General features: G+C 66.7%; 22 protein-coding genes. 13 read left to right on the top strand and 9 right to left on the bottom strand.

Going from position 1 to position 23425, the window contains the following annotated elements; translation table 11 throughout:
- Nucleotide 1: 1 nt before the first annotated feature.
- The 4 genes from rnk to ACWIGM_RS05800 all read right to left on the bottom strand — a co-directional run bounded on the left by rnk (nucleotide 2) and on the right by ACWIGM_RS05800 (nucleotide 3687).
- The gene (gene rnk / locus ACWIGM_RS05815) at nucleotides 2-427 is read right to left on the bottom strand and encodes a nucleoside diphosphate kinase regulator (RefSeq protein WP_126115764.1); all 426 of its coding nucleotides are present in this window, start codon (nucleotides 425-427) and stop codon (nucleotides 2-4) included.
- Nucleotides 428-758: 331 nt separating this feature from the next.
- The gene (locus tag ACWIGM_RS05810) at nucleotides 759-2207 is read right to left on the bottom strand and encodes an aspartate aminotransferase family protein (protein WP_454024954.1); all 1449 of its coding nucleotides are present in this window, start codon (nucleotides 2205-2207) and stop codon (nucleotides 759-761) included.
- Nucleotides 2204-3196, bottom strand: coding sequence for an NAD-dependent epimerase/dehydratase family protein (locus ACWIGM_RS05805; RefSeq protein ID WP_454024953.1), 993 nt, complete (start codon nucleotides 3194-3196; stop codon nucleotides 2204-2206). The genes ACWIGM_RS05810 and ACWIGM_RS05805 overlap by 4 nt, the downstream gene beginning before the upstream one ends.
- A gap of 122 nt (nucleotides 3197-3318) precedes the next feature.
- Nucleotides 3319-3687, bottom strand: coding sequence for a DMT family transporter (locus ACWIGM_RS05800; RefSeq protein WP_454024952.1), 369 nt, complete (start codon nucleotides 3685-3687; stop codon nucleotides 3319-3321).
- A 242-nt stretch (nucleotides 3688-3929) separates the two neighbouring features.
- Here ACWIGM_RS05800 and ACWIGM_RS05795 point away from each other — a divergent pair, with 242 nt between their 5' ends.
- Together ACWIGM_RS05795 and cynS are read left to right on the top strand one after the other, a co-directional pair.
- Nucleotides 3930-4871 (top strand): pentapeptide repeat-containing protein, encoded by a 942-nt coding sequence (locus ACWIGM_RS05795; RefSeq protein WP_454024951.1) that lies wholly within the window; start codon nucleotides 3930-3932, stop codon nucleotides 4869-4871.
- Nucleotides 4872-4971: 100 nt separating this feature from the next.
- Complete coding sequence (gene cynS, locus ACWIGM_RS05790; protein ID WP_454024950.1) at nucleotides 4972-5460, top strand: cyanase; 489 nt, start codon at nucleotides 4972-4974, stop codon at nucleotides 5458-5460.
- Here cynS and ACWIGM_RS05785 read toward each other — a convergent pair whose 3' ends face one another.
- Together ACWIGM_RS05785 and ACWIGM_RS05780 are read right to left on the bottom strand one after the other, a co-directional pair.
- Nucleotides 5461-6078: a glutathione S-transferase family protein gene (locus tag ACWIGM_RS05785; protein WP_454024949.1), complete on the bottom strand. Its 618-nt coding sequence runs from the start codon at nucleotides 6076-6078 to the stop codon at nucleotides 5461-5463. It lies immediately after the preceding gene.
- 154 nt (nucleotides 6079-6232) lie between these two features.
- Nucleotides 6233-6868: a class I SAM-dependent methyltransferase gene (locus ACWIGM_RS05780; RefSeq protein ID WP_454024948.1), complete on the bottom strand. Its 636-nt coding sequence runs from the start codon at nucleotides 6866-6868 to the stop codon at nucleotides 6233-6235.
- Nucleotides 6869-7080: 212 nt separating this feature from the next.
- Here ACWIGM_RS05780 and ACWIGM_RS05775 point away from each other — a divergent pair, with 212 nt between their 5' ends.
- The 4 genes from ACWIGM_RS05775 to ACWIGM_RS05760 all read left to right on the top strand — a co-directional run bounded on the left by ACWIGM_RS05775 (nucleotide 7081) and on the right by ACWIGM_RS05760 (nucleotide 11234).
- Nucleotides 7081-8820, top strand: coding sequence for an alkaline phosphatase (locus ACWIGM_RS05775; protein ID WP_454024947.1), 1740 nt, complete (start codon nucleotides 7081-7083; stop codon nucleotides 8818-8820).
- A 62-nt stretch (nucleotides 8821-8882) separates the two neighbouring features.
- Nucleotides 8883-9299, top strand: a complete 417-nt coding sequence (locus ACWIGM_RS05770) for a hypothetical protein (protein ID WP_454024946.1) — start codon at nucleotides 8883-8885, stop codon at nucleotides 9297-9299.
- Nucleotides 9277-10002 carry an ABC transporter ATP-binding protein gene (locus ACWIGM_RS05765; RefSeq protein WP_454024945.1) on the top strand — a complete coding sequence of 242 codons (726 nt, stop codon included), beginning with the start codon at nucleotides 9277-9279 and terminating at the stop codon, nucleotides 10000-10002. Before ACWIGM_RS05770 ends, ACWIGM_RS05765 begins: the two co-directional genes overlap by 23 nt.
- Nucleotides 9999-11234 carry an FtsX-like permease family protein gene (locus ACWIGM_RS05760; RefSeq protein WP_454024944.1) on the top strand — a complete coding sequence of 412 codons (1236 nt, stop codon included), beginning with the start codon at nucleotides 9999-10001 and terminating at the stop codon, nucleotides 11232-11234. Before ACWIGM_RS05765 ends, ACWIGM_RS05760 begins: the two co-directional genes overlap by 4 nt.
- Nucleotides 11235-11254: 20 nt before the next feature.
- Here ACWIGM_RS05760 and ACWIGM_RS05755 read toward each other — a convergent pair whose 3' ends face one another.
- On the bottom strand, nucleotides 11255-12808 hold the full coding sequence (locus ACWIGM_RS05755) for an FAD-dependent monooxygenase (protein WP_454025453.1): 1554 nt from the start codon (nucleotides 12806-12808) through the stop codon (nucleotides 11255-11257).
- A gap of 226 nt (nucleotides 12809-13034) precedes the next feature.
- Complete coding sequence (locus ACWIGM_RS05750) at nucleotides 13035-14330, bottom strand: DUF3422 family protein (RefSeq protein ID WP_454024943.1); 1296 nt, start codon at nucleotides 14328-14330, stop codon at nucleotides 13035-13037.
- Nucleotides 14331-14515: 185 nt separating this feature from the next.
- On the opposite strand from ACWIGM_RS05750, the gene ACWIGM_RS05745 reads away from it, so the two are divergent.
- From ACWIGM_RS05745 to ACWIGM_RS05720, 6 genes are all read left to right on the top strand, one after another.
- Complete coding sequence (locus tag ACWIGM_RS05745; protein WP_454024942.1) at nucleotides 14516-16600, top strand: spermidine synthase; 2085 nt, start codon at nucleotides 14516-14518, stop codon at nucleotides 16598-16600.
- Between the two features lie 74 nt (nucleotides 16601-16674).
- Nucleotides 16675-17301: a hypothetical protein gene (locus tag ACWIGM_RS05740; RefSeq protein WP_454024941.1), complete on the top strand. Its 627-nt coding sequence runs from the start codon at nucleotides 16675-16677 to the stop codon at nucleotides 17299-17301.
- A gap of 111 nt (nucleotides 17302-17412) precedes the next feature.
- Nucleotides 17413-17913, top strand: coding sequence for a hypothetical protein (locus ACWIGM_RS05735; protein WP_454024940.1), 501 nt, complete (start codon nucleotides 17413-17415; stop codon nucleotides 17911-17913).
- Nucleotides 17910-18074 carry a hypothetical protein gene (locus ACWIGM_RS05730; protein WP_454024939.1) on the top strand — a complete coding sequence of 55 codons (165 nt, stop codon included), beginning with the start codon at nucleotides 17910-17912 and terminating at the stop codon, nucleotides 18072-18074. Before ACWIGM_RS05735 ends, ACWIGM_RS05730 begins: the two co-directional genes overlap by 4 nt.
- A 135-nt stretch (nucleotides 18075-18209) precedes the next feature.
- Entirely contained in the window at nucleotides 18210-19136 is a 927-nt protein-coding gene (locus ACWIGM_RS05725; RefSeq protein WP_454024938.1) for an ABC transporter ATP-binding protein, read from the top strand.
- Entirely contained in the window at nucleotides 19133-19894 is a 762-nt protein-coding gene (locus ACWIGM_RS05720; protein WP_454024937.1) for an ABC transporter permease, read from the top strand. Before ACWIGM_RS05725 ends, ACWIGM_RS05720 begins: the two co-directional genes overlap by 4 nt.
- A gap of 17 nt (nucleotides 19895-19911) precedes the next feature.
- Here ACWIGM_RS05720 and ACWIGM_RS05715 read toward each other — a convergent pair whose 3' ends face one another.
- Nucleotides 19912-21594, bottom strand: coding sequence for a methyl-accepting chemotaxis protein (locus ACWIGM_RS05715; protein WP_454024936.1), 1683 nt, complete (start codon nucleotides 21592-21594; stop codon nucleotides 19912-19914).
- A 176-nt stretch (nucleotides 21595-21770) separates the two neighbouring features.
- On the opposite strand from ACWIGM_RS05715, the gene ACWIGM_RS05710 reads away from it, so the two are divergent.
- The gene (locus ACWIGM_RS05710; protein WP_454024935.1) at nucleotides 21771-23393 is read left to right on the top strand and encodes a peptide chain release factor 3; all 1623 of its coding nucleotides are present in this window, start codon (nucleotides 21771-21773) and stop codon (nucleotides 23391-23393) included.
- Nucleotides 23394-23425: the final 32 nt, after the last annotated feature.

Below are 23425 nucleotides of genomic sequence, written 5' to 3'. Positions count from 1 at the left end.
CCTACGAGGCCGCCAGCGCGGGCTCCACCTGCTCGACGGCCGTCACCGTCAGGACGTGCTTCTTGCCGTCGCGGGCGGTCCAGGCGATCGACTGGCCAGCGGCGAGGCCGATCAGGGCCGCGCCGATCGGGGTCAGCACCGAAACCCGGCCCTGCTCGATATCCGCCTCGCCGGGATAGACGAGCTGGACGCGGCGATGCTGGGCGCTGTCGGAATCGAAGGTAACGAAGGAACCCATGCGCACGACGTCGGCCGGCAGCTTGCCGGGCGCGACGACCTTGGCGCGGTCCATCTCGGCGAGCAGCTCCTCCGCGACCTCGGGCACGCGCTCGAGGGCCGTGGTGGCGAGGCCGGTCAGGCGCTCATGGTCGATCTCGCCGACGATGATCTTCGGCTTGCGGTGGGTCTTCTGGGTCGGTTGGGTCATGGGCCATGTATCCTGCGATGACGCGCGCGACGGCGGCGACAGAGCGCGACCGGCAAGTTCGTGAGGTTCTTTGGGAAGAGACGCCGTGGATGTCGTGCTGCTTCGACGAGGGACAGCATCGACGGCACCCCTGGACTCGGGGCGCGCTCGGGCCGAGTCCGGGGCTAGAATTCCGCGATCGGGGCGACCCGGAATACAGAGCGGTGCTTCGTCGTCATACCCATAGACTTGGGGGCTGAGGCCTTGCTGTCAAGGCTGGCTGAAGCTTCATGCCCAAAGCAAAAGGGCCGGCGTGAGCCGGCCCTTCGACAAGCGGGGTAGTCAACCCGGCTCAGTTCTTCGCCACCGCGACCTTGCGCAGATAGTCGGTGACGATGCGGGTGATGCCGCGCGAGAGCAGGTCGTCGAGCGCGTCGATGAAATCGTCGCACTGCTCGCGGGTGACGATCAGCGGCGGCTCCAGCCGGATGACGTTGCGGTTGTACTCGGTGAAGGCGACGAGCACGTCGTAATCCTTCAGCAGCAGCGCGCCGATGAAGCCGCAGAGCGAGCCTTTCAGCTTGTCGTCGAGCAGCGCGACCATGTGCTTCACGCCGAAGGGCATGGTCTCGCTGATGTCCTGGAACTCGACGCCGATCATCAGGCCGCGGCCGCGGATCTCCTTGAGCAGTGTCGGGTGCTTGGCGCGCAGCTCGTTCAGGCGCTCGATCAGATAGTCGCCCTGGCGCCTGGCATTGCCCATCAGGTCCTCGTCATAGAGGACGTTGAGCGCCTCGATCGCCGAGACGCAGGCCTCGCCCATGCCGCCGAAGGTGGCCTGGGCATGGATCAACGCCGTCTTCGGCTTGCCATAGGCCTTCATGTAGATGTCGCGGCGGGCGATCATCGCGCCCATCGCCGCCTTGGAGCCGCCGAGCGCCTTGGCGAGCGCGGTCACGTCCGGGACGACACCGTCGCGCTCGAAGGCGAAGAACTGGCCGGTGCGGCCGAGCCCGCATTGGACCTCGTCGGCGACCCAGAGCACGCCGTGCTTGTCGCAGAGCGCGCGCAATTGCCGCCAGAAGCCCTCGGGCGCCTCGACGATGCCGCCGCCGCCCTGGATCGTCTCCATCACGACGATGCCGATGGCAGGGTCGCTCTCGAGCGCCTGGCGCACGGCCTCGATATCGCCGAAGGGCACCTTCACCCGGTTCTCGACCAGCTTGAACTGCGACTGATAGAGGCTGGAATCGGTGACTGAGAGCACACCCTTGGTCTTGCCGTGGAAGGAGTTGGCGGCGTGCAGGATCTTGGATTTGCCCGGTCCCTGGACCTGCTCGGCGACCTTCAGCGCGGCTTCCATCGCCTCCGAACCGGTCGAGCCGAGGAAGACCATGTCGAGATCGCCGGGCGCGATGGTGGCCAGGTTCTTGGCCAGCGCGGAAGCGTATTGCGACATGAACGCCATGCAGATCTCATGGCGGTTCTCGTCCTGGAATTTCTTCCGGGCGGCGACGATGCGCGGATGGTTGTGGCCGAAGGCGACCGAGCAGAAACCGCCGAAGAAATCGAGGATCTTGCGGCCGTCCCTGGTGATGTAGTGCATGCCCTCGGCGCGATCGACGATGATCCGGTCGAAGCCGAGCAGCTTGAGGAAATGCACCTGACCCGGATTGATATGGGCGGTGAACAGCTCCTTGACCTGCTGGGCATCGAGCTGCTTGGCGGCCTCGACGCTGATCAGTTGCGGGCGCGAGGGCTGCGGAACCGCCTCGTCCCTCCTGTAGGCGGGCATGCTCATGCGGCCTTCCTCCTCAGCTCGTCCTTGGCCTTGCGGTATTCGGTGTAGGCTGCCAGCAGCATGTCCTCGTCGCGGTGCCTGGGCACCCAGCCGAGCTCGCGCTTGGCCTTGGCGGTGTCGAGAATGCAGATCTCGTCGGCGATCTTGTACTGCTCGGGATCCATGATCGGCAGGTTGATCGCATCGAGCGTGTCGAGCGTCAGCTTGACCAGCGAGGCCGGGGTCGGCAGCAGGATCGACTTCGAGCCGGCATGGCGGATCAGGTCGCCGAGCAGCTTCTTCACCGGCGGCGGATCGTCCGAGCCGAGATTATAGGCGCTGTTCGGGAAATCGGCCTTCCAGGCGGCGATGCAGGCGCTGGCGCAGTCGAAGACCGAGATGAACTGGTAGGGGTTGTTCCCTGAGCCGATCATCGGCACCGGCAGGTTCATGTCGATCAGGCGGAAGAGCTTGACCAGGATGCCGAGGCGACCGGGGCCGATGATCAGGCGCGGCCGGAAGATCGGAATCTTGAAGCCCTTGTCGCGATAGGTCTGGGCCAGCGTCTCGGTGGCGAGCTTGCTCTCGCCATATTCGCCGAGCGGCCTCGCCGGATGGTCCTCGTCCTGCGGGACGGTGACCGAATGGCCATAGATCATGTCGGTGGTGAAGTGGACGAGCCGGTGGGCGCCGTTCGTCTCCATCCAGCTCAGGATGTTCTGCGTGCCGTGATAGTTCACCGGCCAGAAGAAGTCGTAGCGCTCCTTCCGGGTCACGATCGGCGACAGCATCTTGGCCGAGAGATTGTAGACGAGGTCATCCGGCGTCAGCGCGATCGCGTTGAGGCTCGCCGGATCGGTCACGTCGACGCGCTGGAACGGCACCTTGTCATAGTGCGGATGAGCGCTCTTCTGGATGTCGCAGACGAGAACGTCCTCGCCCATGGCCGCGAGATCCGCCGCCAGATGCGAGCCGACGAAACCGTCGCCGCCGATGATGATGTGCTTCATCGATCAGCGTCGCTGGTCGGGGCGGCGCGCCGGGACCGGGATCGGCTTCAGCTGCGGCTGGGCCGGAGCGAAGAGGGCGCCGAGGCGGAGAATGAAGCGGGCGAACAGGTCCATGACGTCCCTCAGCTCTGTGCGATGAAGATGGTGCCCAGGACGATGAAGCCGATGCCGGCGATGCGGGCCGGGCTCAGATCCTCCTGGAAGACGAAGTAGGCGTAGACCGCGACCACGACGTAGGCGAGGCTCAGGAAAGGGTAGGCGTAGCTGATCTGCACTTTCGATAGCACGATCAGATGCGAGGCCATGCTGACCACGAAGGTGCATAGGCCAGCGAAGACGAAGGGGTTGAAGACGACGCGGAAGACGGTGGGAATCAGACCGTCATGGCCTACATCGAGGTGCCCCACGCCGCCCATGCCGCGCTTCAGCATCAGTTGCGCCGCTGCATTGGTCAGCACCGTGAACAGGATCAACGGCAGATAGGCGTTCATCGGCGCTCGGCGTTCCGCGTGGCTTATGCCCTTTGATCGCGTGGAAAATACTTCAAATGCCTTACGCCACAGAAGGTTATCGGCCTGTAACGTTAAGAGTGTGCTGCGCCGAACGATGAAACTCGCAGGTTGGTCGACGGCCGGAGCTTGGGGGCGTGGCGCTGATGACGAAAGCAGCGATTGAACCATTTCGACGGCTCGCTTATGGCTAATGAATCATTAACCAGAGGGCGCCTTCCGATATGGCCAGCCTGTTCCGGCTCGTGCCCGATGCGCGCGCCGAACTTCTGCAGCTGAATTCCTGGGCGCGGCCGCACCAGGCCGGCTTTGCCGCTGCGCAGCGCGCGGCCCGCTATGGCGCGGCCGGGCCCGAGGCCTCGGCCTTCATGGCGGCGCGGCGTGAGGCGGTGCTGGCACGGCTTGGCGAGGGGGCTGCAAGCTGGAACGGCTGGGCTGGCGAGATGATGCGGCTGCGCGGCCGCATCGGTACTGATGGTGCGTTGCTTGCGCTCTGGCGCCTCTTCGCCGATGTCGAGCTGGTCGACGAGATCTTCGAGGGCGACTTCAACGTCGGCGGTATCATCTTTCCGGCGGCCGCCCGCTTTGCCGGCAGCGCCTTCTGCGGCGATGCCTGGTTTTCCGAAGCGCATTTCCATGGCCCGGCCAGCTTCCGCGATGCGAGTTTCCGCGTTGATGCCTTCTTCGACAAGGCGCATTTTTCCGGCGATGCCGATTTCGGCGCGGCGACCCTGCACGGCACTGCCGAGTTCCGCGACATGCGCTGTGAGGGCACGGCCTGTTTCGTCGAGGCGGAATTCGTTGGCGATGCCTGGTTCCGTGGCTCGCGCTTCGACGGCGTGACGCAGTTCCGCGGGGCGCGCCATTCAGGCGAGGCAGGCTTCGGCGACTGCAACTTCGCCGGTGCCGCCGATTTCGGCGAGGCCGAGTTCGCCGGCAATGCCGGGTTCGAGGAGGCCCGTTTCGGGCAGATGGCGAGCTTCGCCGGCGCGCGTTTCGATCGTGGCGCCTGGTTCAGCAACGCCGCCTTCGACGGCCGCTCGAATTTCGAGCGTGCCCGCTTCCGCGGCCGGCGGCATTTCGAGGGGATCTCGCTGGCGGCTCAGGTCTCTCCCGTCGCGCAGCAGATCGCGGCGCTGGAACAGTTGCAGTTCGGCCGGCGCTGAGCACGTAGCCTTCTCGTCTCCCTCCCGGCCGCTCTGGCCCGTGCCTTGCTAGTCATCCCGCCGCCCGCCGCCTTCGGCGGCTGCGACTGGCGAGGACGAGATGAAGCGCGAAGAGCTCACCGAGAAGATTCTCGATATCAAGCGCGAGAAGGGGTGGAGCTGGAAACAGATCACCGAGGAGATCGGCGGCATGTCCGAGGTGCTGGTGATCGGTGCCCTGCTCGGCCAGATGAAGCTGGTGAAGCCGCTCGCCGAGAAGGCGGCAGCGCTGTTCGGCCTGTCGGAGGCCGAGAAGCGCATGCTGAACGAGGTGCCGTATCGCGGCACCGGTACGCCGATGCCGCCGACCGATCCGCTGATCTACCGCTTCTACGAGATGGTGATGGTCAACGGCCCCGCCTGGAAGGCGCTGATCGAGGAAGAGTTCGGCGACGGCATCATGTCGGCGATCGACTTCAACATCGCCTTCGAACGCGAGCCGAACCCCAAAGGCGATCGGGTCAGGATCAGCATGTCGGGCAAGTTCCTGCCGTACAAATATTACGGCAACGAGCAGGGCATCCCCGACTACGGCTTCAAGGAAGACTGATCAGGGCACCTGGCCGGGCTCGAGCGTGCCGTCCTTCTGCAGGGTCCGCTGCAGCCCCGGCCGCTCCATCATCCGGCCCATATAGGCCTCGAACACCGGCAGGCGCGGCAGCACGCCGACGATGTTCATGCCGAAATGGATGCCGGCGCCGAGCTGGGTGTCGGCGGCGGTGAAGCGCTCGCCGGCGGCGTAGGGGTGCTCGCCGAGCTTCCTCGCGAGATTGGCGACCGTGTCGGCATGGGAGCCGAAGGAGAAGCCGCGCGCCTCGTATTTGAACTTGTGGATCGAGGTCGCGATGATCGGGTCGAGCACAGCGTCGGTATAGACCAGCGAGGTCAGGAAGGCCGGGCGGTTGGCATCGCCTACGGCCGGCGCCAGCCCAACCTCGGGGAACTGCTCGGTGAGATAGAGGCAGATCGCGGCGCGTTCGGTGACGGTGGTGCCGTCATGGACGATCGCCGGCACCTTCTTGTGCGGCTGGATGGCGCGATAGCTTTCCGGCGGGCCGCCTTCGGCGCGGATGTCGACGATTTCCATCTCATAGGGCTGGCCGAGTTCCTCGAGCAGCCACAGGATCGAGAAGGAGCGCGACTGCGGCGAGTGGTAGAAGGTCAGCATGGCGGTGTCCCTTTCGGCGTTTCCTCAAGCGGTGGACGGGCTGATAAGGACGTTGGGTGTCAGCAGTTGTCAGGATGAAGCTTACGCTTGACCGACCCGTCTGGATTGAAACGCGAGTGCGTGGGGATTGCTCCCTTCGACCCCGGCCGCACCCCTATGCCTTGCGCGCCATGATGAAAGGCCGGCTGTCCTTGCCTTTGCTCGCGTGCCGTTCCGTGCCCAGGATCTCGAAGCCCGCCGCGGCGATGAGACCGCTCAGCTCCTGCGCATTGAAGACGCCGGCATAGGGCGCCTTGCCGATGATCTGCATGAGCGGCAGGGCGAGCCGGATCAGCGGATTCATGTCGCCGAGGCAGGGCGTCTTGGAGATGAACACACCGCCGGGCGCGAGCAGGGCATGGATGCTGCGCAGCGTGCCGGTGAGGTCGCGGACCAGATGGAGATAGTTGAAGCCGAGAACTATATCGAACCGCGCGGCTTCGGAAGCGAGCGCCTCGGCGGTTGCGGCGCGAAAGGCGAGGGCCGCGATCGGGCTCGCAGCGAGCTTCTCCTGCGCGATGGCGATCATGCCGGCGGAGATGTCCGTCCCGAGATAGCTATCGACCCCGCCCGCCAGCCGCAGCGCCGTCGTGCCGGTTCCGCAGCCAAGTTCGAGCACGCTGTCGTCCGGCTTCAACAGCCCGCTCGTCCGCTCCAGCGTGCGCTCGTATCCGGCCTGGTCCGAGATCTGCGACCTGGCGTAGCTCTTCGAGGACTTGTCCCAGAAACGGGCATCGCTCGCGGTGCTCATGCTGCATCTCCCCTTCGCGATGCGGGCGTAGCACAGGCGCTGTTACAGTTCGTTGCCGCTATGCGACTGGCAGGTTCGAAATTCCAGGCCACCGACTCGACAATAATGAAGTGTTATAACGTACCATTTTGACTGAAACCGCAGTAATCATACTGTCATCTAGCACTCCTAACGCTCCGGCGACCGAGCTTTCCCATGGGGCGGAGAAGATCATGCAGAAGCGAACCTGGCTGATGGCGGCGGCGATGCTCGCCAGCGTGGCGCCGGCAACGGCACAGACCATCTACCCGCTGACCCGCGCCGAAATCCTCGAAGGCTCGCGCTTCGATTTCAAGGTCGAGTTCCCCAACGCGCCGACATCGGCCGACGTCAAGGTCACGATCAACGGCAAGCCCGTCGCCGAGGCCTTCGGCCGCGAGGTCCAGTTCGTCCAGAACGAGGAAGGCCAGAAGCATTCGGCGCTCTGGCTGCGCGGCGCACAATTGCCGGCCGGCCAATATGTCGTCGAGGCGACGCAGGGCAACGACAAGGCGACCGTCAACTGGACCGTCTACGCGACCGGTGAGCGCAAGGCCAAGAACGTCATCCTCTTCGTCGGCGACGGCCTCTCGGTCGCGCACCGCACCGCGGCGCGCATTCTGTCGAAGGGCTGGGAGCAGGGCCTCTATGGCGGCGAGCTCGCCATCGACGACATGCCGAACATGGCGCTGATCTCGACCTCGGGCACCGACTCGATCGTCACCGACAGCGCCAACTCCGCCAGCGCCTACACCACCGGCCACAAATCCTGTGTCAACGCGCTCGGTATCTACTGCGCCAAGAACGCCCTGACCCTCGACCATCCCAAGGTCGAGACGATCTCCGAGGTGATCAAGCGCAAGCGTGCCGGCATGGCGATCGGCGTCGTCACCAATTCCGAGATCGAGGACGCGACCCCGGCCGCGATGGTCGCCCATACCCGCCGCCGCTCGGATTTCAACGACATCGTCAAGATGTTCTTCGACGTGCAGCCCGACGTGATCATGGGCGGTGGCTCGCCGAACTTCCTGCCGAAGTCGACCCCGGGCACCAAGCGCACCGACGATCTCGACTTCATCGCCAAGTTCAAGGAAGCGGGCTATGCGCTCGCCACCACCAAGACCGAGATGAACGCCGCGGTTTCCGGTGGCGCCAAGAAGATGCTCGGCCTCTACAACACCTCGAACATCGACGGCGCCTTCGACTTGCGCCTCGCCAAGAAGGGCTCGATCTCGAAGTTCCCCGATCAGCCCGACGTGGTCGAGCAGACCAAGGCCGCGATCGAGATGCTCAAGGGCGCCCAGGACGGCTTCTTCCTGATGGTGGAATCGGCCCGCATCGACAAATACAGCCACTCGCTCGACTGGGAGCGCGCGGTGTTCGACACGATCATGCTCGACAACGCCGTCAAGGCCGCCAAGGACTTCGCCGGCGATCGCAACGACACGCTGATCATCGTCGTGCCCGACCACGCCCATCCGATCTCGATCATCGGCACCTATGACGATGATCGTCCCGGCCAGCTGCTGCGCGACAAGCTCGGCACCTACAACGAGTCGCTGCCGCCGAATTACGGCCCGCGTGACGCGGACGGCTACCCGACCAAGGTCGACACCTCGCGTCGCCTCGCCGTCGCCTTCGGCAGCTACCCGGACACCTGCGACACCGGCCGGCCCTATCTCGACGGCGAGCGCGTCCCGGCCGTGAAGGGCCCGGATGGCAAGACCAACATCGCCAACGAGAAGGACTGCACCGGTCCGCTCGCCACCCGCAAGCAGGGCAATCTGCCCTTCGACGCCAACTCCGGCGTCCACGCGGCTGACGATGTGCTGCTCACCGCCATGGGGCCGGGCGCCGAGCGCTTCCGCGGCCACAAGCCGAACGTCTTCGTCTTCCGCGTCATGGCGGAGGCGCTGGCCCTCGGCGGCAAGTGAGCGATCGCTCATCAGATCGGCGCCCGGAAGGGCGCCGCACGCTCTCCCGCCGCGGGCTCCTCATGGGGTTCGCGGCGTTGCCCGTCTCGCGGCCTGCGCCTGCCGCCGAGGCGGAGACGCTGACCTTCGACGGTCTCTATAAATCCTTCGGCGTGCTCGGCTTCCAGTTCTCCGACCGGGCGACTTCGCTGCGCGGCAAGCCGGTCCGGATGGTCGGCTACATGGCGCCGCCGCTGAAGCCGGAGAGCCATTTCTTCGTGCTGACGCGCGAGCCCCTGGCGATCTGCCCGTTCTGCCAGTCGGATGCCGACTGGCCGGTCGACATTGTCGTCGTGTTCATGCGCGCGGCGACGCCGATGGTCAGCGCCGGCCAGAAGGTCGCGGTCAGCGGCCGACTCGAGATCGGCTCCTCGACCGATGCCGAGACCGGCTTCGTCAGCCAGATCAGGCTGGTCGATGCCGGCTTCCACAGTGTCTGAGCGAGCGGCCGGCGCGGTTCGGTCCCTGCATTTCTCCGGCATCCAGGTCGATCATCGCGACGGCGACGGGCGCCCCTTCCGGGTACTCGACATTCCCGACTTCGTCGTGCCTCCAGGCGCGTTGATCGGCCTGCGCGGCCCGTCCGGCTCGGGCAAGACCTCGCTGCTGCATCTCGCCGCCGGGCTGTTCTCCCCTGATACCGGGCGCGTCGGATGGGGCGATGTCGCGGTCTCCACCTTGCCGGGTGCGAAGCGCGACCGCTGGCGGCGTGAGACGGTCGGCTTCGTCTTCCAGGATTTCCACCTCGTGCCCGAGCTCGACGTGCTCGCCAATATCACCCTGCCGGCGAGTTTCTCGCGGTGGCGCCGGACGGAAGGCCAGCTCTCGCGTGCCACAGCGCTCGCCGGGCGCATGGGTCTGACCGATCTGCGCCGGCGTGCTGCCGTGCTCTCGCGCGGCGAGCAGCAGCGCGTCGCGATCGCGCGCGCCCTGTTCAACGCACCGGCCTTGATCCTCGCCGACGAGCCGACAGCGAGCCTTGATCCGGCGCATGCGGCCGAGGTCGGGGCGCTTCTGGTCGAGGTCGCCAGGGAGAGCGGCGCGACGCTGCTCTGTGCCTCGCATGACCCGGTGCTGCTGGCGCGGATGCAGCAGGTCGCGGCGATCGGTGACGGGCCGCTTCATCTGAAAGCTGCCGCATGAACCCGCTGCCGATGGTCATCGCCGATCTCAGGGCGCTGCGCTGGACGGCGGCGGCGATCGTGGCGCTGGTCGCGCTGGCGGTGGCGATCGGGGTTTCGATCGGGGCGCAGGAGCGGGCGCTGCGCCAGGCCTCGGCCCGGGCAGCGGATGATTTCGACCTGCTGATCGGCGCACCCGGCAGCCAGACGCAGCTTGTGATGTCGGCGATCTATCTCCAGCCGGAGGCGCTGCCGTTGGTCGATGGGCGGCTGCTCAACGAGCTTGCCCGCGATCCGCGCGTCGCAGCGGTCGCGCCGCTCGCCTTCGGCGACATCGCCCGCGGCCATCCGGTGATCGGCACCACGCTCGCCTTTGCCGGCCGCTGGGGCCGCCTGCAGCCGAGCGAGGGCCGCCTGTTCGGGCGCGAGGGCGAGGCCGTGCTCGGCGCCGACGTCACCTACAAGCTCGGCGACCGGATCGAGCCCTCGCACGCCATCGCCGGGCATTGGCCGAAGCGCGGCGTCGCGGATGCCGAAGAGGCGAGCCATCGCCATGAAGGCCATGCCTATGTCGCGGTCGGCCGTCTGCCACGGCTCGGCTCGCCTTTCGATCGCGCCATCCTGGTGCCGGTCGAGAGCGTCTGGGAGGTGCATGGGCTCGGCAACGGCCATGCCGGCGAGGGTGCGGCGCTCGGCCCGCCCTTCGACGGCCAGCGCATTCCCGGCGTGCCGGCGCTGGTGGTGAAGCCGAAGGCGGTTGCCGACGCCTATGCGCTCAGGGCGCGCTACCGGCAGGGTGGCACCATGGCCTTCTTCCCGGCCGAGGTGCTGGTCGGGCTCTATCGCACGCTCGGCGATGTCGGGCAGGTGCTCAGCGTCGCCTCGGTGCTGAATGCGGTGCTGATCCTGGCGGCGATCTTCCTGCTGCTCGTCGCCGTGACGGGCTTGAGGCGGCGGCGCTATGCCGTGCTGCGCGCGCTCGGCGCGCCACGGACCTATGTGCTGCTGGTGGTCTGGCTCGGCATGGCCGGGTTGGTCGCAGCGGGCTGCGTGCTCGGCCTGGCGCTCGGCGCCGTCGCGACGCTCGCGGTCTCTGGCCTGTTCGAGGCGCAAACGGGCCTACGGCTCTCCTTCGCGCTGGGGTCGGCGGAGCTCGCCCAGGTCGGGCTGATCCTGCTCCTCGGCTCGCTCGCGGCGCTGATCCCGGCAGCGCTGTCCTATCGCCGCTCGATCACGGCGGGACTGCGCGGCTGAAGCCGCGAGGCGGCGGCACTTCAGCCGCCTCTCCGGGGTTCGCCGAACCAGTGCGAAGCGGCCCTGGAAGCGTCTTCCTCATCGGGGACGCCTTCACTGGCCCAGGCCACGATACCGTCAGGGCGTACCAGTACCGCGCTCAGGCCCAGCCGATCCTTGGCGCCGCGTGCGGCATAGGCGATCCGCTGATCCCAGCGGCCGGCGAGCGCCTGGAGCGTTGCGCGCGAGTCGAAGTCCAGCAGCAAGCCCGTACCGTTATGTAGCAGCTCGCCGATCCTCGTTCCGTCGGCCAGTTCGAAATCGGGAACGCTACGGCCCACGAGCGGATGGCCATCACCGAGATCGTAGTGGAGGGAGACGCCCCAGACGCGCTCGGCGAAGTAGGTCGCGCCATCGCGGGTCTCGATGAGATCGCGGATGATGGCTTCGAGCGCGCGCGTGCTCCTTGTCGGCCGCATCAGCGCGACCTGGGCGCGCGACCAATCGAGAACCTGCGCCCCGACCGGATGCCGCTCGCTCGCATAGCTGTCGAGCAGGCCGGCGGGCGCATCCCCGCGGATCGTGGCCGCCAGCTTCCAGCCCAGGTTCAGCGCGTCACCGAGCCCGAGATTCAGCCCCTGGCCACCGAGGGGAGAGTGGATGTGCGCGGCATCGCCAGCGAGCAGTACCCGCCCCTTGCGGTAGACGCTCGCCTGGAAGGCGCGGTCAGTCCAGGTGGTGGCGAGCCGCAGTGCCGCAAGCGTGACGTCCGTGCCAGAGACCCGGCGCAGCACCGCCTGCACATGTTCGAGCGTGATCTGCCGTCGATGGAAGGCGCCACCGTCGAAATCGACCATCGCGATCGTTCCCGGCCGTGCGTAGGTGTACATGCCGGTCGGCGTGTAGTGGCGACCGGCGGGAAGGCTTTCCGGATCGGCCAGTATGACGTCGACGGAATAGCCGGTGAACTCGGGCTCGGTGCCGGAAAACTCAAAACCGCCGGCCTTTCGGACCGTGCTGCGGCCGCCGTCACAGCCAATGAGCCAACGTCCGCGAAAGACCTCCTTGCCGGCACGGATGGCTACCTCTTCATCCGACTGGTCGATTTCGGTGACTCCGAGGCCGCGCCTGATCTCGGCAGCCATCGCATTTGCCCGGGTGGCCAGGGCGGTTTCGAGAGCCTCCATCTCGACCGCCATGCTGGTGCCGGCCGGGCCTGGCAGGTGGTATCGCCATTTCGAGGTGTCGACGTCGTCGAGATAGAACTGGATGCCGGCGAAATGGCCGGCCGGGCGGCGCGGCTGCTGCGCCCAATGCGCACCAGCCTCGATCTCGCTGCGTTTCGCGGCATTCGTTGCATGCTGTGGTGGCGCGAGCTCATCCAGCAACCCGCGGCGATGGAAGGCCTCGATCGTGGGCGCCGAGAGGCCGCGCAATCCGAAGGGAAGCCGCTTCAGAGCTGAGCGCGGATCCTCGGCCTGCTCCAGCACGAGGACCGTGAGGTTTGCGAGGCGCAGCTCGCAGGCGAGGAACAGGCCGACGGGGCCGGCTCCGGCAATCACGACATCATAGAGGGCCGAATGGTGGCTATGCATGAACTGCTCCTGGGTCGATGTTCGACCGGAGCGTTCCTCGAACTTCAGAACCTCACGGACGAACGATTGGGCACCGGGATGGTGTCCGCTGTTCGTCGTGGGGATCTCGAGCACGAAGCCAAAGACCAGAGCTTTCGTTACCGAAAGGACTTGGGCTTACCAGACCAAGTCTGCCTTTTCCGACATGGGCGATATAGCGTTCCGATGATCGCTCCGCAACGGCAGCTCACACGTCGCTATGGCCGCGCCTGATGCGCCGGACCATCAGCCAGACGCCGAGGATCGCGACCGGCACGAACAAGGCGGTCGCGATGCCGACATCGATCGGCAGGTAGCCGGCATCCTTGGCACCCTTGGCGAGATAGCCGAACAGGCTGACGATGTAATAGCCGATCGCCGCGACCGAGAGCCCCTCGACCGTCTGCTGAAGCCGGAGCTGCAAGCGAGTCCGGTCGTTCATCGCCGCGAGCAGGTCGCGGTTCTGCTGTTCGAGCGCGACGTCAACACGGGTGCGCAGGAGATTGGCGGCGCGGGCGAGCCGACGCGACAGATCGAGCTGGCGCTGCTGCAGCATCTGGCAGGTGCGCATCGCCGGCGCCATGCGCCGCGACAGGAAGGCGGCGATGGTCGGCCAGCCGCCATAGGGCGCCTCGCCGATCGCTTCCAGCCGCTGGCCGACGATGCTGTCATAGGCGCGGCTGGCGCCGAAGCGATAGTTCGCCGAGGCGGCTTCCGACTCCATCGTCGCGGCGATCGCCGTCATCTCGTCGAGCAGGGCATTGTCGGCGGCGAGCCCGTCGGTCTGCATCATCGTGCCGGCGATGCGCACCAGCACCTCTTCGGTGCGGCGCACCGAGGGCGCGAGGCGCTGCGCCTCCGGCAGGCCGAGCAAAGCGAGCACGCGATAGGTCTCGACCTCAAGCAGGCGTTGCGCCAGTGCGCCGGCCTTGGCCGGGGTGAGCTCGCGGTCGAGCACGAGGATGCGCACGAAGCCACCGGCGCCGGCGCGGAAATCGGTCGCCGCGATGGCGGCCTCGCCATCGACCAGCGAGGCGGCGAGGCTGGCCGCATCGAAGAGCGTTTCCAGATCGGTGGCAGCCGCTTCGGGCAGCAGATGCAGGTCGACCGCGACCAGATGCGGCCCGGGCTGCGGCAGAGCGTGCATGCCGTGCGGCAGGACCGGGCTCGCCGGCAGGAAGGGGACCGTGCCGGGAGAGGGCAGCTCCCAGGTATAGGTGGTGAACTCGCTGTGCTGCTCCCAGCGCAGACTGGTCTCGCCGAGCCTCGTGCGATGGTGCTTGGCGCCCTCGGCGGGGCCGGGCACGCCGCGCTCGGTGCAGAAGCGGGCCAGCGCCTCGCGATCGGCGGCGGCCTGGGCCTGATCCGTCATGAAGGCGAAGTGCAGGAGCCGCTGCGGCGTCGCCAGCGGCGCGAAGGGGCGGGCATGGATCTCGCCGAGGATGGCGCCGCGCGACGGGTGTGCGACCAGCGGCAGATCCCCGCTGCCGGCTTTTTGTGTCATGCCGTCCTGCCCCCATGCGGCCGGTTTGCGTCCGGCGCCCGTTGCGTTCGACCTAGCAGCAAGGTCAACGGAACAGCCAGTCCTCACGATGTCGCAAGCAGTCCGCAAGCCTCATTGTACGGCGCGAAATCCCTGTCACCCTGAGCAGCCCGCCTTACTCCTCGCGGGTGTTGCCGGAGGGGCGCATGCCGTCGCTGCGACTGGTCACCTTTCTCTATGCCGCGACCATGGGACTAGGTGGTTTCCTGCTCTTCCAGGTCCAGCCGGTGATGGCGAAATACATCCTGCCCTGGTTCGGCGGCAGCGCCTCGACCTGGATCGTCTGCATGCTGTTCTTCCAGGTCGCGCTGCTCGCCGGCTACGCCTATGTCTATGCGGTGACCCGGCCGCTGCCGGTTCGCGGGCAGGCTTTGCTGCAGATCGCGCTGCTGTTCGCAGCGGCGCTGCTCCTGCCGATCACGCCCTCGGATGGCTGGAAGCCGGCCGACGCCGCCGATCCGACGCTGCGGATCGTCACGCTGCTCGCGGTCAGCGTCGGCGGCCCCTATGTGCTCCTGGCGACGACCTCGCCCCTGCTGCAGCGCTGGCTGGCTCGTAGCGGTTCCGGCATCGAGGTGTCGCGGCTCTTCGCCGTCTCCAATTTCGGCTCTTTCCTCGGCCTGCTGAGCTACCCGTTCCTGTTCGAACGCGTGCTGTCGAGCCAGGAGCAGACGCGGCTATGGTCGACGGCGTTCATCGCCTATGGGCTGTTGTTCGCGCTCTGCGCCGTGCTCGCCTTTCGGCAGCGGGAGCTTGCGGCCGAGGCGCCTGCGGCCGGGATGCCGGTCGGTGCGCCGCAAGGCGGGCCGGCCTCGCTCTGGATCGCCTATTCGGCGCTCGGCTCGGTGCTGCTGCTCGCTACCACCAACCAGATCACACAATGGTCGGCGGTGGTGCCCTTCCTCTGGATCGCACCGCTCAGCCTCTATCTGCTCACCTTCGTCATCGCCTTCGGCGACCAGGGTCTGTATTCGCGCCCGGCCTTCACTATCGCCTTCCTGCTGCTGGCGGCGCTCAGCTACGCGCTGCCGACGCCGGACAGTTTCGAGACATTGCTGCTCGGCGTCACCCTGCAATGCGCCACTTTGTTCGCCGGCTGCATGATCTGTCATGCCGAGATGGTCCGCATCCAGCCGGAGCCGGTCAGGCTGCCGGGCTTCTATCTCGCGACCGCGCTCGGCGGGGCACTCGGCGGGCTGGCTGTGGCGCTGGTCGCGCCGCTGGTCTTCCGCGACTATTGGGAGCAGGGGCTCGCCATCATCGCGGTGGCGGTGCTGGCGCTCAGGCTCTGTTCCGGCGAGGCAGGCTTGTTGCGACGGGCGGGCGGCAGGGCGCTCGCCGCCAGTGCCGCCGTTTTCCTCGCTGCGATCGGCTTCCAGCTCGCCAGCGAGATGACGGCCTCGCATGAACTGGTCGAGCGCATCCGCAATTTCTACGGCGTTGTGAAGGTGGTGAGGGAGGCGCAGGACGATCCCGAAGAAGCCTCGCTCGTGATGATGCAGGCCGGCATCGACCAGGGCTCGCAGTTCCTCGCGCCGGCGCGCCGCAACGAGCCGGCCTGCGCCTTCACGGCTGGCAGCGGTGTCGGCCACGCCATCTTCCGCAATGCCAGGCGCCGGGCCGAGCCGAACGCGCCGATCCGCATCGGCATCGTCGGTCTTGGCGCCGGCATGATCGCCGCCCATGGCCGGGAAGGCGATCTCATCCGCTATTATGAGCTCAACCCGGCGGTGAAGACGCTGGTCGACCGGAACTTCAGCTTCACGCGGGATTCCAGGGCCAAGGTCGAGGTCGCGCTCGGTGATGGGCGGCTCGTGCTGGAGCGCGAGGCGCTCGCCGGCTCGCAACGCTTCGACGTGATCATCATGAACGCCTTCCGCGGTGCCTCGCCTCCGATGCATCTGATGACGAAGGAGGCCTTCGACGTCTATCTCGCCCATCTCGCGCCGGACGGGGTTCTTGCGATCAATTTCGAGCTCGACACGTTCGAGATCGCGCCGCTGCATCGGGGGCTCGCAGCGGCGTCGGGGCTTGAGGTGAACTGGGTCGAGACATCAGCCGATGTCGAGGGCTGTGACGACCCGATCAGTTGGGCGCTCTACACCCGCGACAAGGGCTTCTGGCAGGTGCCGGAGGTGAAGGCCGCACTCTCGCCCTGGCGCGACCGCTCGGATTCGAAGCTGCTCTGGACCGATCGCGACAGCAATCTGATGAGCATCATCAAGTGGTGAGGGCGGTGCTGCCGCCATGCCTTGTCGCGGCCATGGGCGAAGCTCCACGGCATCCGACCAAGCAAGGCCGCACCATGCCGCTGCCCAACCGCATCCGTCCCGATGGCTCGCTCTTCGCCGATCCGGCGCGCGGCCTGCTGTTCGGCAATCGTGGCGGCAAGTTCCATGATCCGGCCACCAAAGCGCTGCCGACGCGGCTCTATGCGACCAGGCAGTGGATCTGCTGCGTGCTCTCGTTCAAGGGCCGGCAGCGCGATGTCTGGGGCCGTTATTACACCGAGCTGTTCTTCTGCGACGAGGTGACCGCGCTGGCCGCCGGGCACCGGCCTTGTGTCGAATGCCGGCGCGCCGATGCCCATGCCTACCGGTCGGCGCTGGTCGCCGGGCTCGGCCTCGCCGAGGTGCCGCTCTTCCCGGCGATCGACGAGCGGCTCGATCGCGAGCGGCGCGATGGCAAACGCAAGCGCCTGCACCGGCTCCCGGCAGAGAGCCTGCCGGATGGGGCGATGGTCGCCACGGGCGAGGGCGAGTTCCTTGCACTGCACGGAGCCAAGGCGCTGCTCTGGTCGCCGTCCGGCTATGTCGCGAAGAGGCCGCGGCCGGCTGGTCCGGTCGCCGTCGTCACACCGCCGTCGTCTCTGGCGGCGCTTGTGAACGGCTATCAACCGCTCTGGCATCCGAGCGCGGCCGAATTGGCCTGAAACGGCTCTTTCGTCCCTTGTCATTCGTGCCGGTTGCCGCAACGTCGCGGCCGTGGATCGGCGGCCGCGAAGGCGTGTGCCCGGCCGATCCGGGCGGGGAAGGAGACACCCATGTTGCGGAAGACGGTTTGCGCGCTCGTGATCGCGTTCGCAGGCTTCAGCGGATTGCCGGCCTTTGCCGGAGCGCTTCAGATCACCGATGAGGATCCTGTCGCCGTGGTCACCGTGCCGGACGCCTGGACGACGGCGAAGATCAAGCGCGGCGTCGAGATCAGGACGCCGGACGAGGAGATCTATCTCTGGTTCGAGCTGGTCGCGCCGGATCAGATCGACACGCTGCAGAAGGAGCACAACGGCTATTTCGACAAGGAGGGCGTCACCATCACCGGCGCCTCCGAGACGATCAAGCAGGAGGTCAAGGGCAAGGCCTGGTCCTTCACCGAGCTCAAGGCCAAGAGCAAGGACGGCGATTCGCTGATCCGCTACATCGCGATCAATCCGAACGTTGCGAGCGGCAAGATCATCATGATGACCTATTGGGCCTCGCTCGACGGGCACAAGACGCATGATGCGGCGATGAAGGCGATCATCGACAGCATCGCCTATAAATGAGATCGACGGCCGGCGGCGGAACCGCCGGCGGCCTAGCGACGTTGTCCCGTCATCTTCATCCGATGACAATCAAGGGGTTAGCGTCGATGCGTTCGATCATTCTGTGGCTGGTGGGCGTTCCGATTCCGATCATCATCCTGCTCTGGTTCTTCATGCGCTGACAGGATCTGGTAGAAGGACTTGCTATGGCCGGGCTTGCCCGGCCATTCTTCTTCCGCGGGATGTCGTGCCGGCAGGGCGAAACGGCACCATCCCGCCTTCACCCATTTGCCGTGCTGCGAGTATAGCGTTCGCCCATGCAACCAATCATCCAGATATCCGGCCTGTCGAAGACCTATGCCTCGGGCTTCCAGGCACTCAAGACCATTAATCTCGACATCAGGCGCGGCGAGATCTTCGCCCTGCTCGGACCCAACGGCGCCGGCAAGACGACGCTGATCAGCATCGTCTGCGGCATCGTCAATCCGAGCACCGGCACGGTCCTCGCCGACGGCCACGACATCATCCGCGACTATCGCGCCGCGCGCAGCCGGATCGGCCTCGTGCCGCAGGAACTCACCACCGACGCCTTCGAGACGGTCTGGGCGACGGTCTCGTTCAGCCGCGGCCTGTTCGGCAAGCCGAAGAACCCGGCCATCGTCGAGCAGGTGCTGCGCGACCTCTCGCTCTGGGACAAGCGCGACAGCAAGATCATGACGCTGTCGGGCGGCATGAAGCGGCGCGTGCTGATCGCCAAGGCGCTGGCGCACGAGCCGCAGATCCTCTTCCTCGACGAGCCGACCGCCGGCGTCGATGTCGAGCTGCGCCAGGACATGTGGAAGCTGGTGCGCCGCCTGCAGGAGAGCGGCGTCACCATCATCCTGACCACGCATTACATCGAGGAGGCCGAGGAAATGGCCGACCGGGTCGGCGTGATCAGCAAGGGCGAGATCATCCTGGTCGAGGAGAAGGCCGAGCTGATGCGCAAGCTCGGGCAGAAGCAGCTCACCTTGCATCTGCAGAGCCGGCTGGAGGCGGTTCCCGAAGCCCTGTCCCACTACGGCCTGACGCTTCAGGCGGAGGGCGAGGAGCTCGTCTACACCTACGACACCAAGGCCGAGCGCACTGGCATCACCTCGCTGATGAAGGATCTCGCCGACGCAGGCATTCGTTTCAGCGACCTGCGCACCAGCCAGTCCTCGCTCGAGGACATCTTCGTCGGCCTTTTGAGGGCGAACGCATGAACCTGCACGCAATCAAGGCGATCTACCGCTTCGAGATGGCCCGCACCTGGCGCACGCCGCTGCAGAGCATCCTCTCGCCGGTGATCTCGACCTCGCTCTATTTCATCGTCTTCGGCGCGGCGATCGGCTCGCACATGGCCGCGATCGACGGCGTGCCCTATGGCGCCTTCATCGTGCCCGGCCTGATCATGCTCTCGCTCCTGACGCAGAGCATCGCCAACGCCTCCTTCGCGATCTATTTCCCGAAATTCGTCGGCACGATCTTCGAGCTGCTCTCGGCGCCGGTCGCCTGGTGGGAGGCTGTCTTTGCCTATGTCGCGGCGGCGGCGACGAAATCGGTGATCCTCGGGCTGATCATCCTTGCCACCGCCTTCCTGTTCGTGCCGCTGAAGATCGCGCACCCCGTCTGGATGCTGCTCTTCCTGATCCTGACGGCGGCGACCTTCAGCCTGTTCGGCTTCATCATCGGCGTCTGGGCCGATGGCTTCGAGAAGCTGCAGGCGATCCCGCTCCTGATCATCACGCCGCTGACCTTCCTCGGCGGCTCGTTCTACTCGATCGACATGCTGCCGCCGTTCTGGCGGGCGGTGACTTTGGTCAACCCGGTCGTCTACCTGATCAGCGGCTTCCGCTGGAGCTTCAACGGCGTCGCCGATGTCGGCATCGAGGTCAGCCTGGCGATGACGCTGGTCTTCCTCGGGGCCTGCATCGCGGTGATCGCCTGGATCTTCAAGACCGGCTACCGGCTGAAGAACTGAAATCCGACGAGGCCGCTTCAGGCTGCCTTGATCTGGCTGAAGAAGGTCGCGACGGCGCCGCGCAGGGCTTCCGCCTCGCGTGCCAGGTTCTCGGCGGTGCGCAGCGTGTCGACGGCGGCGCCGGTCGCCTCGCCGGAGGCGGCGGCGAGGCTGTCGAGCGCCAGGGCCGCGGTCGCGGCGCCATCGGCGGTCGCCTGGGCGCTGCGGGCGATTTCCGAGGTGGTGCTCTTCTGCTGCTCGGTCGCGGCGGCGATGGCGCTGGTGTGCTGCGAGACTTCGGTGATCGTCGCGGCAATCGCGACGATCGCGTTGACGGCGTTCGCAGCCTCGCCGCGGAAGGCCTCGATCTGGCCGGCGATGCTGTTCGTCGCCTCCGCCGTGCGGCTCGCCAATGTCTTGACCTCGCTCGCGACGACGGCGAAGCCGCGCCCGGCCTCGCCGGCGCGGGCCGCCTCGATCGTCGCATTGAGCGCGAGCAGATTGGTCTGCCCGGCGATGTCGCGGATCAGGTCGATGACGCTGACGATGCGTTCGGAGGCGTGCGCCAGCCCGTCCACGCGCTGACTGACACCCTGGGCGTCCTGCGCGGCGCTGCTGACCATGGCGCTCGCCCGTGTCACGCGGTCGGCGATCTCGGCGATCGAGCTCGACAGCTCCTCGGCCGCGACCGCGACATGCTGGACCTTGTCGGACGCGTCCTGGGAGGCGTTCTGCGCTCCGCCGATCTGCACGGTGCGGGCGCTGGCGATCTCGCTCACCGCCCGCGCCGCACCCTCGAGCGTATGGGCGCCGGTCTCGACGGTCTCGAGCGCATCGGCGAGCCTGGCGTCGAAGGCGGCGACGATTTCGGCGATCCGCTGCTGGCGCGCGGCCCGTCCGGCTTCGTTACGCGCAGCGCCTGCTTCGAGCGCCTCGCGGGCGAGCGCGTTGTCGCGGAAGACCTCGACCGAGCGCGCCATGTCGCCGATCTCGTCCTGGCGGCGCACGAGCGGGATGCTCGTCACCGGCTCGGCTGCCGCCAGGCTGCGCATGGTCGTCGCGAGCTTGCGCAGCGGGCGGGAGACACGGCGATGCACGACCAGGATGGTGAGGCCAAGGCCAATCAGGATCGAGAGGGCGCCGACGCCGATCTGCAGGTTGACGCTGTCGCGCTGCATCGCTTCGAGCCTGGCGTCGAGCGCGGCGCTGCGTCCGTCATAGCTGCCGGCGATGCGCTTCAGCGTGTCGTTGAGCGCCTTGCGATTGTCGCGGTTGGCGTCGTCATTGCCGGCTGCGCGTGCCGCCTGGGTGGCGCCCTGTCGGCCGAGCCGGACGATGTCGCGCCGGAAGTGGAGGAATTCCTGGACGCGCGCCTTGAGGCTGTCGAAGTCGGCCCGCTCCTGCTCTTCGATCAGAGGCTGCCATTCGGCCATCAATAGTTCGATCTCGACGAGGTTCTGCAGCAGCGGCGGCGCGAAGCGCTCGGCTCCGACGGCGCCCTCGCTCATGTAGATGCCACGCGATTCCATCACGACCGCGTTGACCAGCCCGTTGATCCGCTCGGCGATGGCGGAGCGATGCGTGATCGACTGCATCTCGTCCGTCACCCGGGCGTATTGGCCAAGGCTATGAATGCCCAGGCTGATCGCGAGGGCGGCGGCTATGACGAGAAGCGAGATCGCGCCGAGAATCTGGCTCGAGATCGTGCGCAGGGTGGCCATCTGTGTCGCGCGTCAGGAGGCCACGGCTTCGTCACGGTGCGCGGCTGGGAACCCAGTGGCTATCAGAGCATGGCTTGGTTAAATTTGGGTTCGAACGCACGCGATGCGCGCGACGCGATGGCGTAATGACGGCTCGCCCGATTGACTTGCGCGGCGCATCCTGTCTTGACCACGCCATGACCGATCTTTCGACCCTCGACAACGCGGCGGCTGCCGCGGCGCCCCATGCGCGCCGGCGCACCTTCGCCATCATCTCGCACCCGGACGCGGGCAAGACCACGCTGACCGAGAAGCTGCTCTATTTCGGCGGCGCGATCCAGCTCGCCGGTGAAGTCCGCGCCAAAGCCGGCCGGCGCCAGACCTCCTCGGACTGGATGAAGATCGAGCGTCAGCGCGGCATCTCGGTCGTCACCTCGGTGATGACCTTCGAATATGACGGGCACGTCTTCAACCTGCTCGACACGCCCGGCCACGAGGACTTCTCGGAGGATACCTACCGCACCCTCACCGCGGTCGATAGCGCGGTGATGGTGATCGACGCCGCCAAGGGCATCGAGGCGCGGACCAAGAAGCTGTTCGAGGTCTGCCGCCTCAGGGACATCCCGATCGTCACCTTCATCAACAAGGTCGACCGCGAGACACGCGATCCCTTCGACCTGCTCAACGAGATCGAGACGACGCTGGCGCTCGACGTCGCGCCGATGACCTGGCCGGTCGGGCGCGGGCGCGAGTTCGTCGGCACGCTCGACCTCGCCTCCAACACATTGCGCCGCAACCAGAAGGGCGACGAGAGCGATGCCGGCCAGAAGGTCGACGGCGAGGACGACAAGCTCTTCGACGAGCTCTTGCGCCATGGCGCCGCCGACACCTTCCGCGAGGAGGTCTTCCTGGCACGCGAAGGCTGCAAGCCCTTCGATCTCGAGGCCTTCCGCGAGGGCCATCTGACCCCGGTCTATTTCGGCGCGGCGCTGCGCGACTACGGCGTGCGCGACCTGATCGATGCGCTCGGGCGCCTGGCACCGAGCCCGCGGGCGCAATCGGCCGACAAGCGGCCGATCGAGGCGGACGAGCCGAAGATGACCGGCTTCGTCTTCAAGATCCAGGCGAACATGGATCCGAACCATCGCGACCGCATCGCCTTCATGCGGGTCTGCTCGGGCAAGCTCTCGCGCGGGATGAAGGCGAAGCTGGTGCGCACCGGCAAGCCGCTGCCGCTGAACGCGCCGCAGTTCTTCTTCGCCCGCGACCGCTCGATCGCGGAAGAAGCTTACGCCGGCGACATCGTCGGCCTGCCGAACCACGGCACGCTGCGCATTGGCGATACGCTGACCGAGGGCGAGGAGATCGTCTTCCGCGGCGTGCCGAGTTTCGCCCCGGAAATCCTGCGCCGCGTCAAGCTCAAGGACGCGATGAAGGCCAAGAAGCTGCGCGAGGCGCTGCAGCAGATGGCGGAGGAGGGCGTGGTCCAGCTCTTCCTGCCGCATGACGGCGCGCCCGCCATCGTCGGCGTCGTCGGGGCGCTGCAGCTCGATGTGCTGAAGGAGCGCATGGAGGCGGAGTATTCGCTCCCCGTCGATTTCGAGCCCTGCCAGTTCGCGATCGCGCGCTGGATCTCGAGCGAGGATAAGGTCGCGCTGCAGAAGTTCACGGCGGCCAAGCCGTCCTCGATGGCGGATGATCTCGACGGCGACCCGGTCTTCATGGCCTCGTCGCAGTTCACCCTGAAATACGATGCCGAGCGCGCGCCGGAGATCAGTTTCTCGGATGTGAAGGACTACCAGAAGGTGGCGGGGGGCTGAGGGCCTTCGCGGCAGCGCAGTTTCGTGCTGCC

It is taken from the genome of Allobosea sp. NPDC055332 (assembly GCF_053645455.1).
Note: the sequence above shows the minus strand (reverse complement) of the source record. Positions and strands in the feature narration are given on the sequence as shown.

Excerpts from the sequence above, each read along its gene's own strand:
- ACWIGM_RS05795 (WP_454024951.1), top strand. The coding sequence starts at position 3,930 with ATGGCCAGCCTGTTCCGGCTCGTGCCCGATGCGCGCGCCGAACTTCTG.
- ACWIGM_RS05710 (WP_454024935.1), top strand. The coding sequence starts at position 21,771 with ATGACCGATCTTTCGACCCTCGACAACGCGGCGGCTGCCGCGGCGCCC.
- ACWIGM_RS05735 (WP_454024940.1), top strand. The coding sequence starts at position 17,413 with ATGTTGCGGAAGACGGTTTGCGCGCTCGTGATCGCGTTCGCAGGCTTC.
- rnk (WP_126115764.1), bottom strand. The coding sequence starts at position 427 with ATGACCCAACCGACCCAGAAGACCCACCGCAAGCCGAAGATCATCGTC.
- ACWIGM_RS05755 (WP_454025453.1), bottom strand. The coding sequence starts at position 12,808 with ATGCATAGCCACCATTCGGCCCTCTATGATGTCGTGATTGCCGGAGCC.
- ACWIGM_RS05720 (WP_454024937.1), top strand. The coding sequence starts at position 19,133 with ATGAACCTGCACGCAATCAAGGCGATCTACCGCTTCGAGATGGCCCGC.
- ACWIGM_RS05715 (WP_454024936.1), bottom strand. The coding sequence starts at position 21,594 with ATGGCCACCCTGCGCACGATCTCGAGCCAGATTCTCGGCGCGATCTCG.
- ACWIGM_RS05800 (WP_454024952.1), bottom strand. The coding sequence starts at position 3,687 with ATGAACGCCTATCTGCCGTTGATCCTGTTCACGGTGCTGACCAATGCA.
- ACWIGM_RS05730 (WP_454024939.1), top strand. The coding sequence starts at position 17,910 with ATGAGATCGACGGCCGGCGGCGGAACCGCCGGCGGCCTAGCGACGTTG.
- ACWIGM_RS05780 (WP_454024948.1), bottom strand. The coding sequence starts at position 6,868 with ATGAGCACCGCGAGCGATGCCCGTTTCTGGGACAAGTCCTCGAAGAGC.
- ACWIGM_RS05740 (WP_454024941.1), top strand. The coding sequence starts at position 16,675 with ATGCCGCTGCCCAACCGCATCCGTCCCGATGGCTCGCTCTTCGCCGAT.
- ACWIGM_RS05725 (WP_454024938.1), top strand. The coding sequence starts at position 18,210 with ATGCAACCAATCATCCAGATATCCGGCCTGTCGAAGACCTATGCCTCG.
- cynS (WP_454024950.1), top strand. The coding sequence starts at position 4,972 with ATGAAGCGCGAAGAGCTCACCGAGAAGATTCTCGATATCAAGCGCGAG.
- ACWIGM_RS05785 (WP_454024949.1), bottom strand. The coding sequence starts at position 6,078 with ATGCTGACCTTCTACCACTCGCCGCAGTCGCGCTCCTTCTCGATCCTG.
- ACWIGM_RS05770 (WP_454024946.1), top strand. The coding sequence starts at position 8,883 with ATGGGGTTCGCGGCGTTGCCCGTCTCGCGGCCTGCGCCTGCCGCCGAG.
- ACWIGM_RS05805 (WP_454024953.1), bottom strand. The coding sequence starts at position 3,196 with ATGAAGCACATCATCATCGGCGGCGACGGTTTCGTCGGCTCGCATCTG.
- ACWIGM_RS05760 (WP_454024944.1), top strand. The coding sequence starts at position 9,999 with ATGAACCCGCTGCCGATGGTCATCGCCGATCTCAGGGCGCTGCGCTGG.
- ACWIGM_RS05765 (WP_454024945.1), top strand. The coding sequence starts at position 9,277 with ATGCCGGCTTCCACAGTGTCTGAGCGAGCGGCCGGCGCGGTTCGGTCC.
- ACWIGM_RS05745 (WP_454024942.1), top strand. The coding sequence starts at position 14,516 with ATGCCGTCGCTGCGACTGGTCACCTTTCTCTATGCCGCGACCATGGGA.
- ACWIGM_RS05750 (WP_454024943.1), bottom strand. The coding sequence starts at position 14,330 with ATGACACAAAAAGCCGGCAGCGGGGATCTGCCGCTGGTCGCACACCCG.
- ACWIGM_RS05775 (WP_454024947.1), top strand. The coding sequence starts at position 7,081 with ATGCAGAAGCGAACCTGGCTGATGGCGGCGGCGATGCTCGCCAGCGTG.
- ACWIGM_RS05810 (WP_454024954.1), bottom strand. The coding sequence starts at position 2,207 with ATGAGCATGCCCGCCTACAGGAGGGACGAGGCGGTTCCGCAGCCCTCG.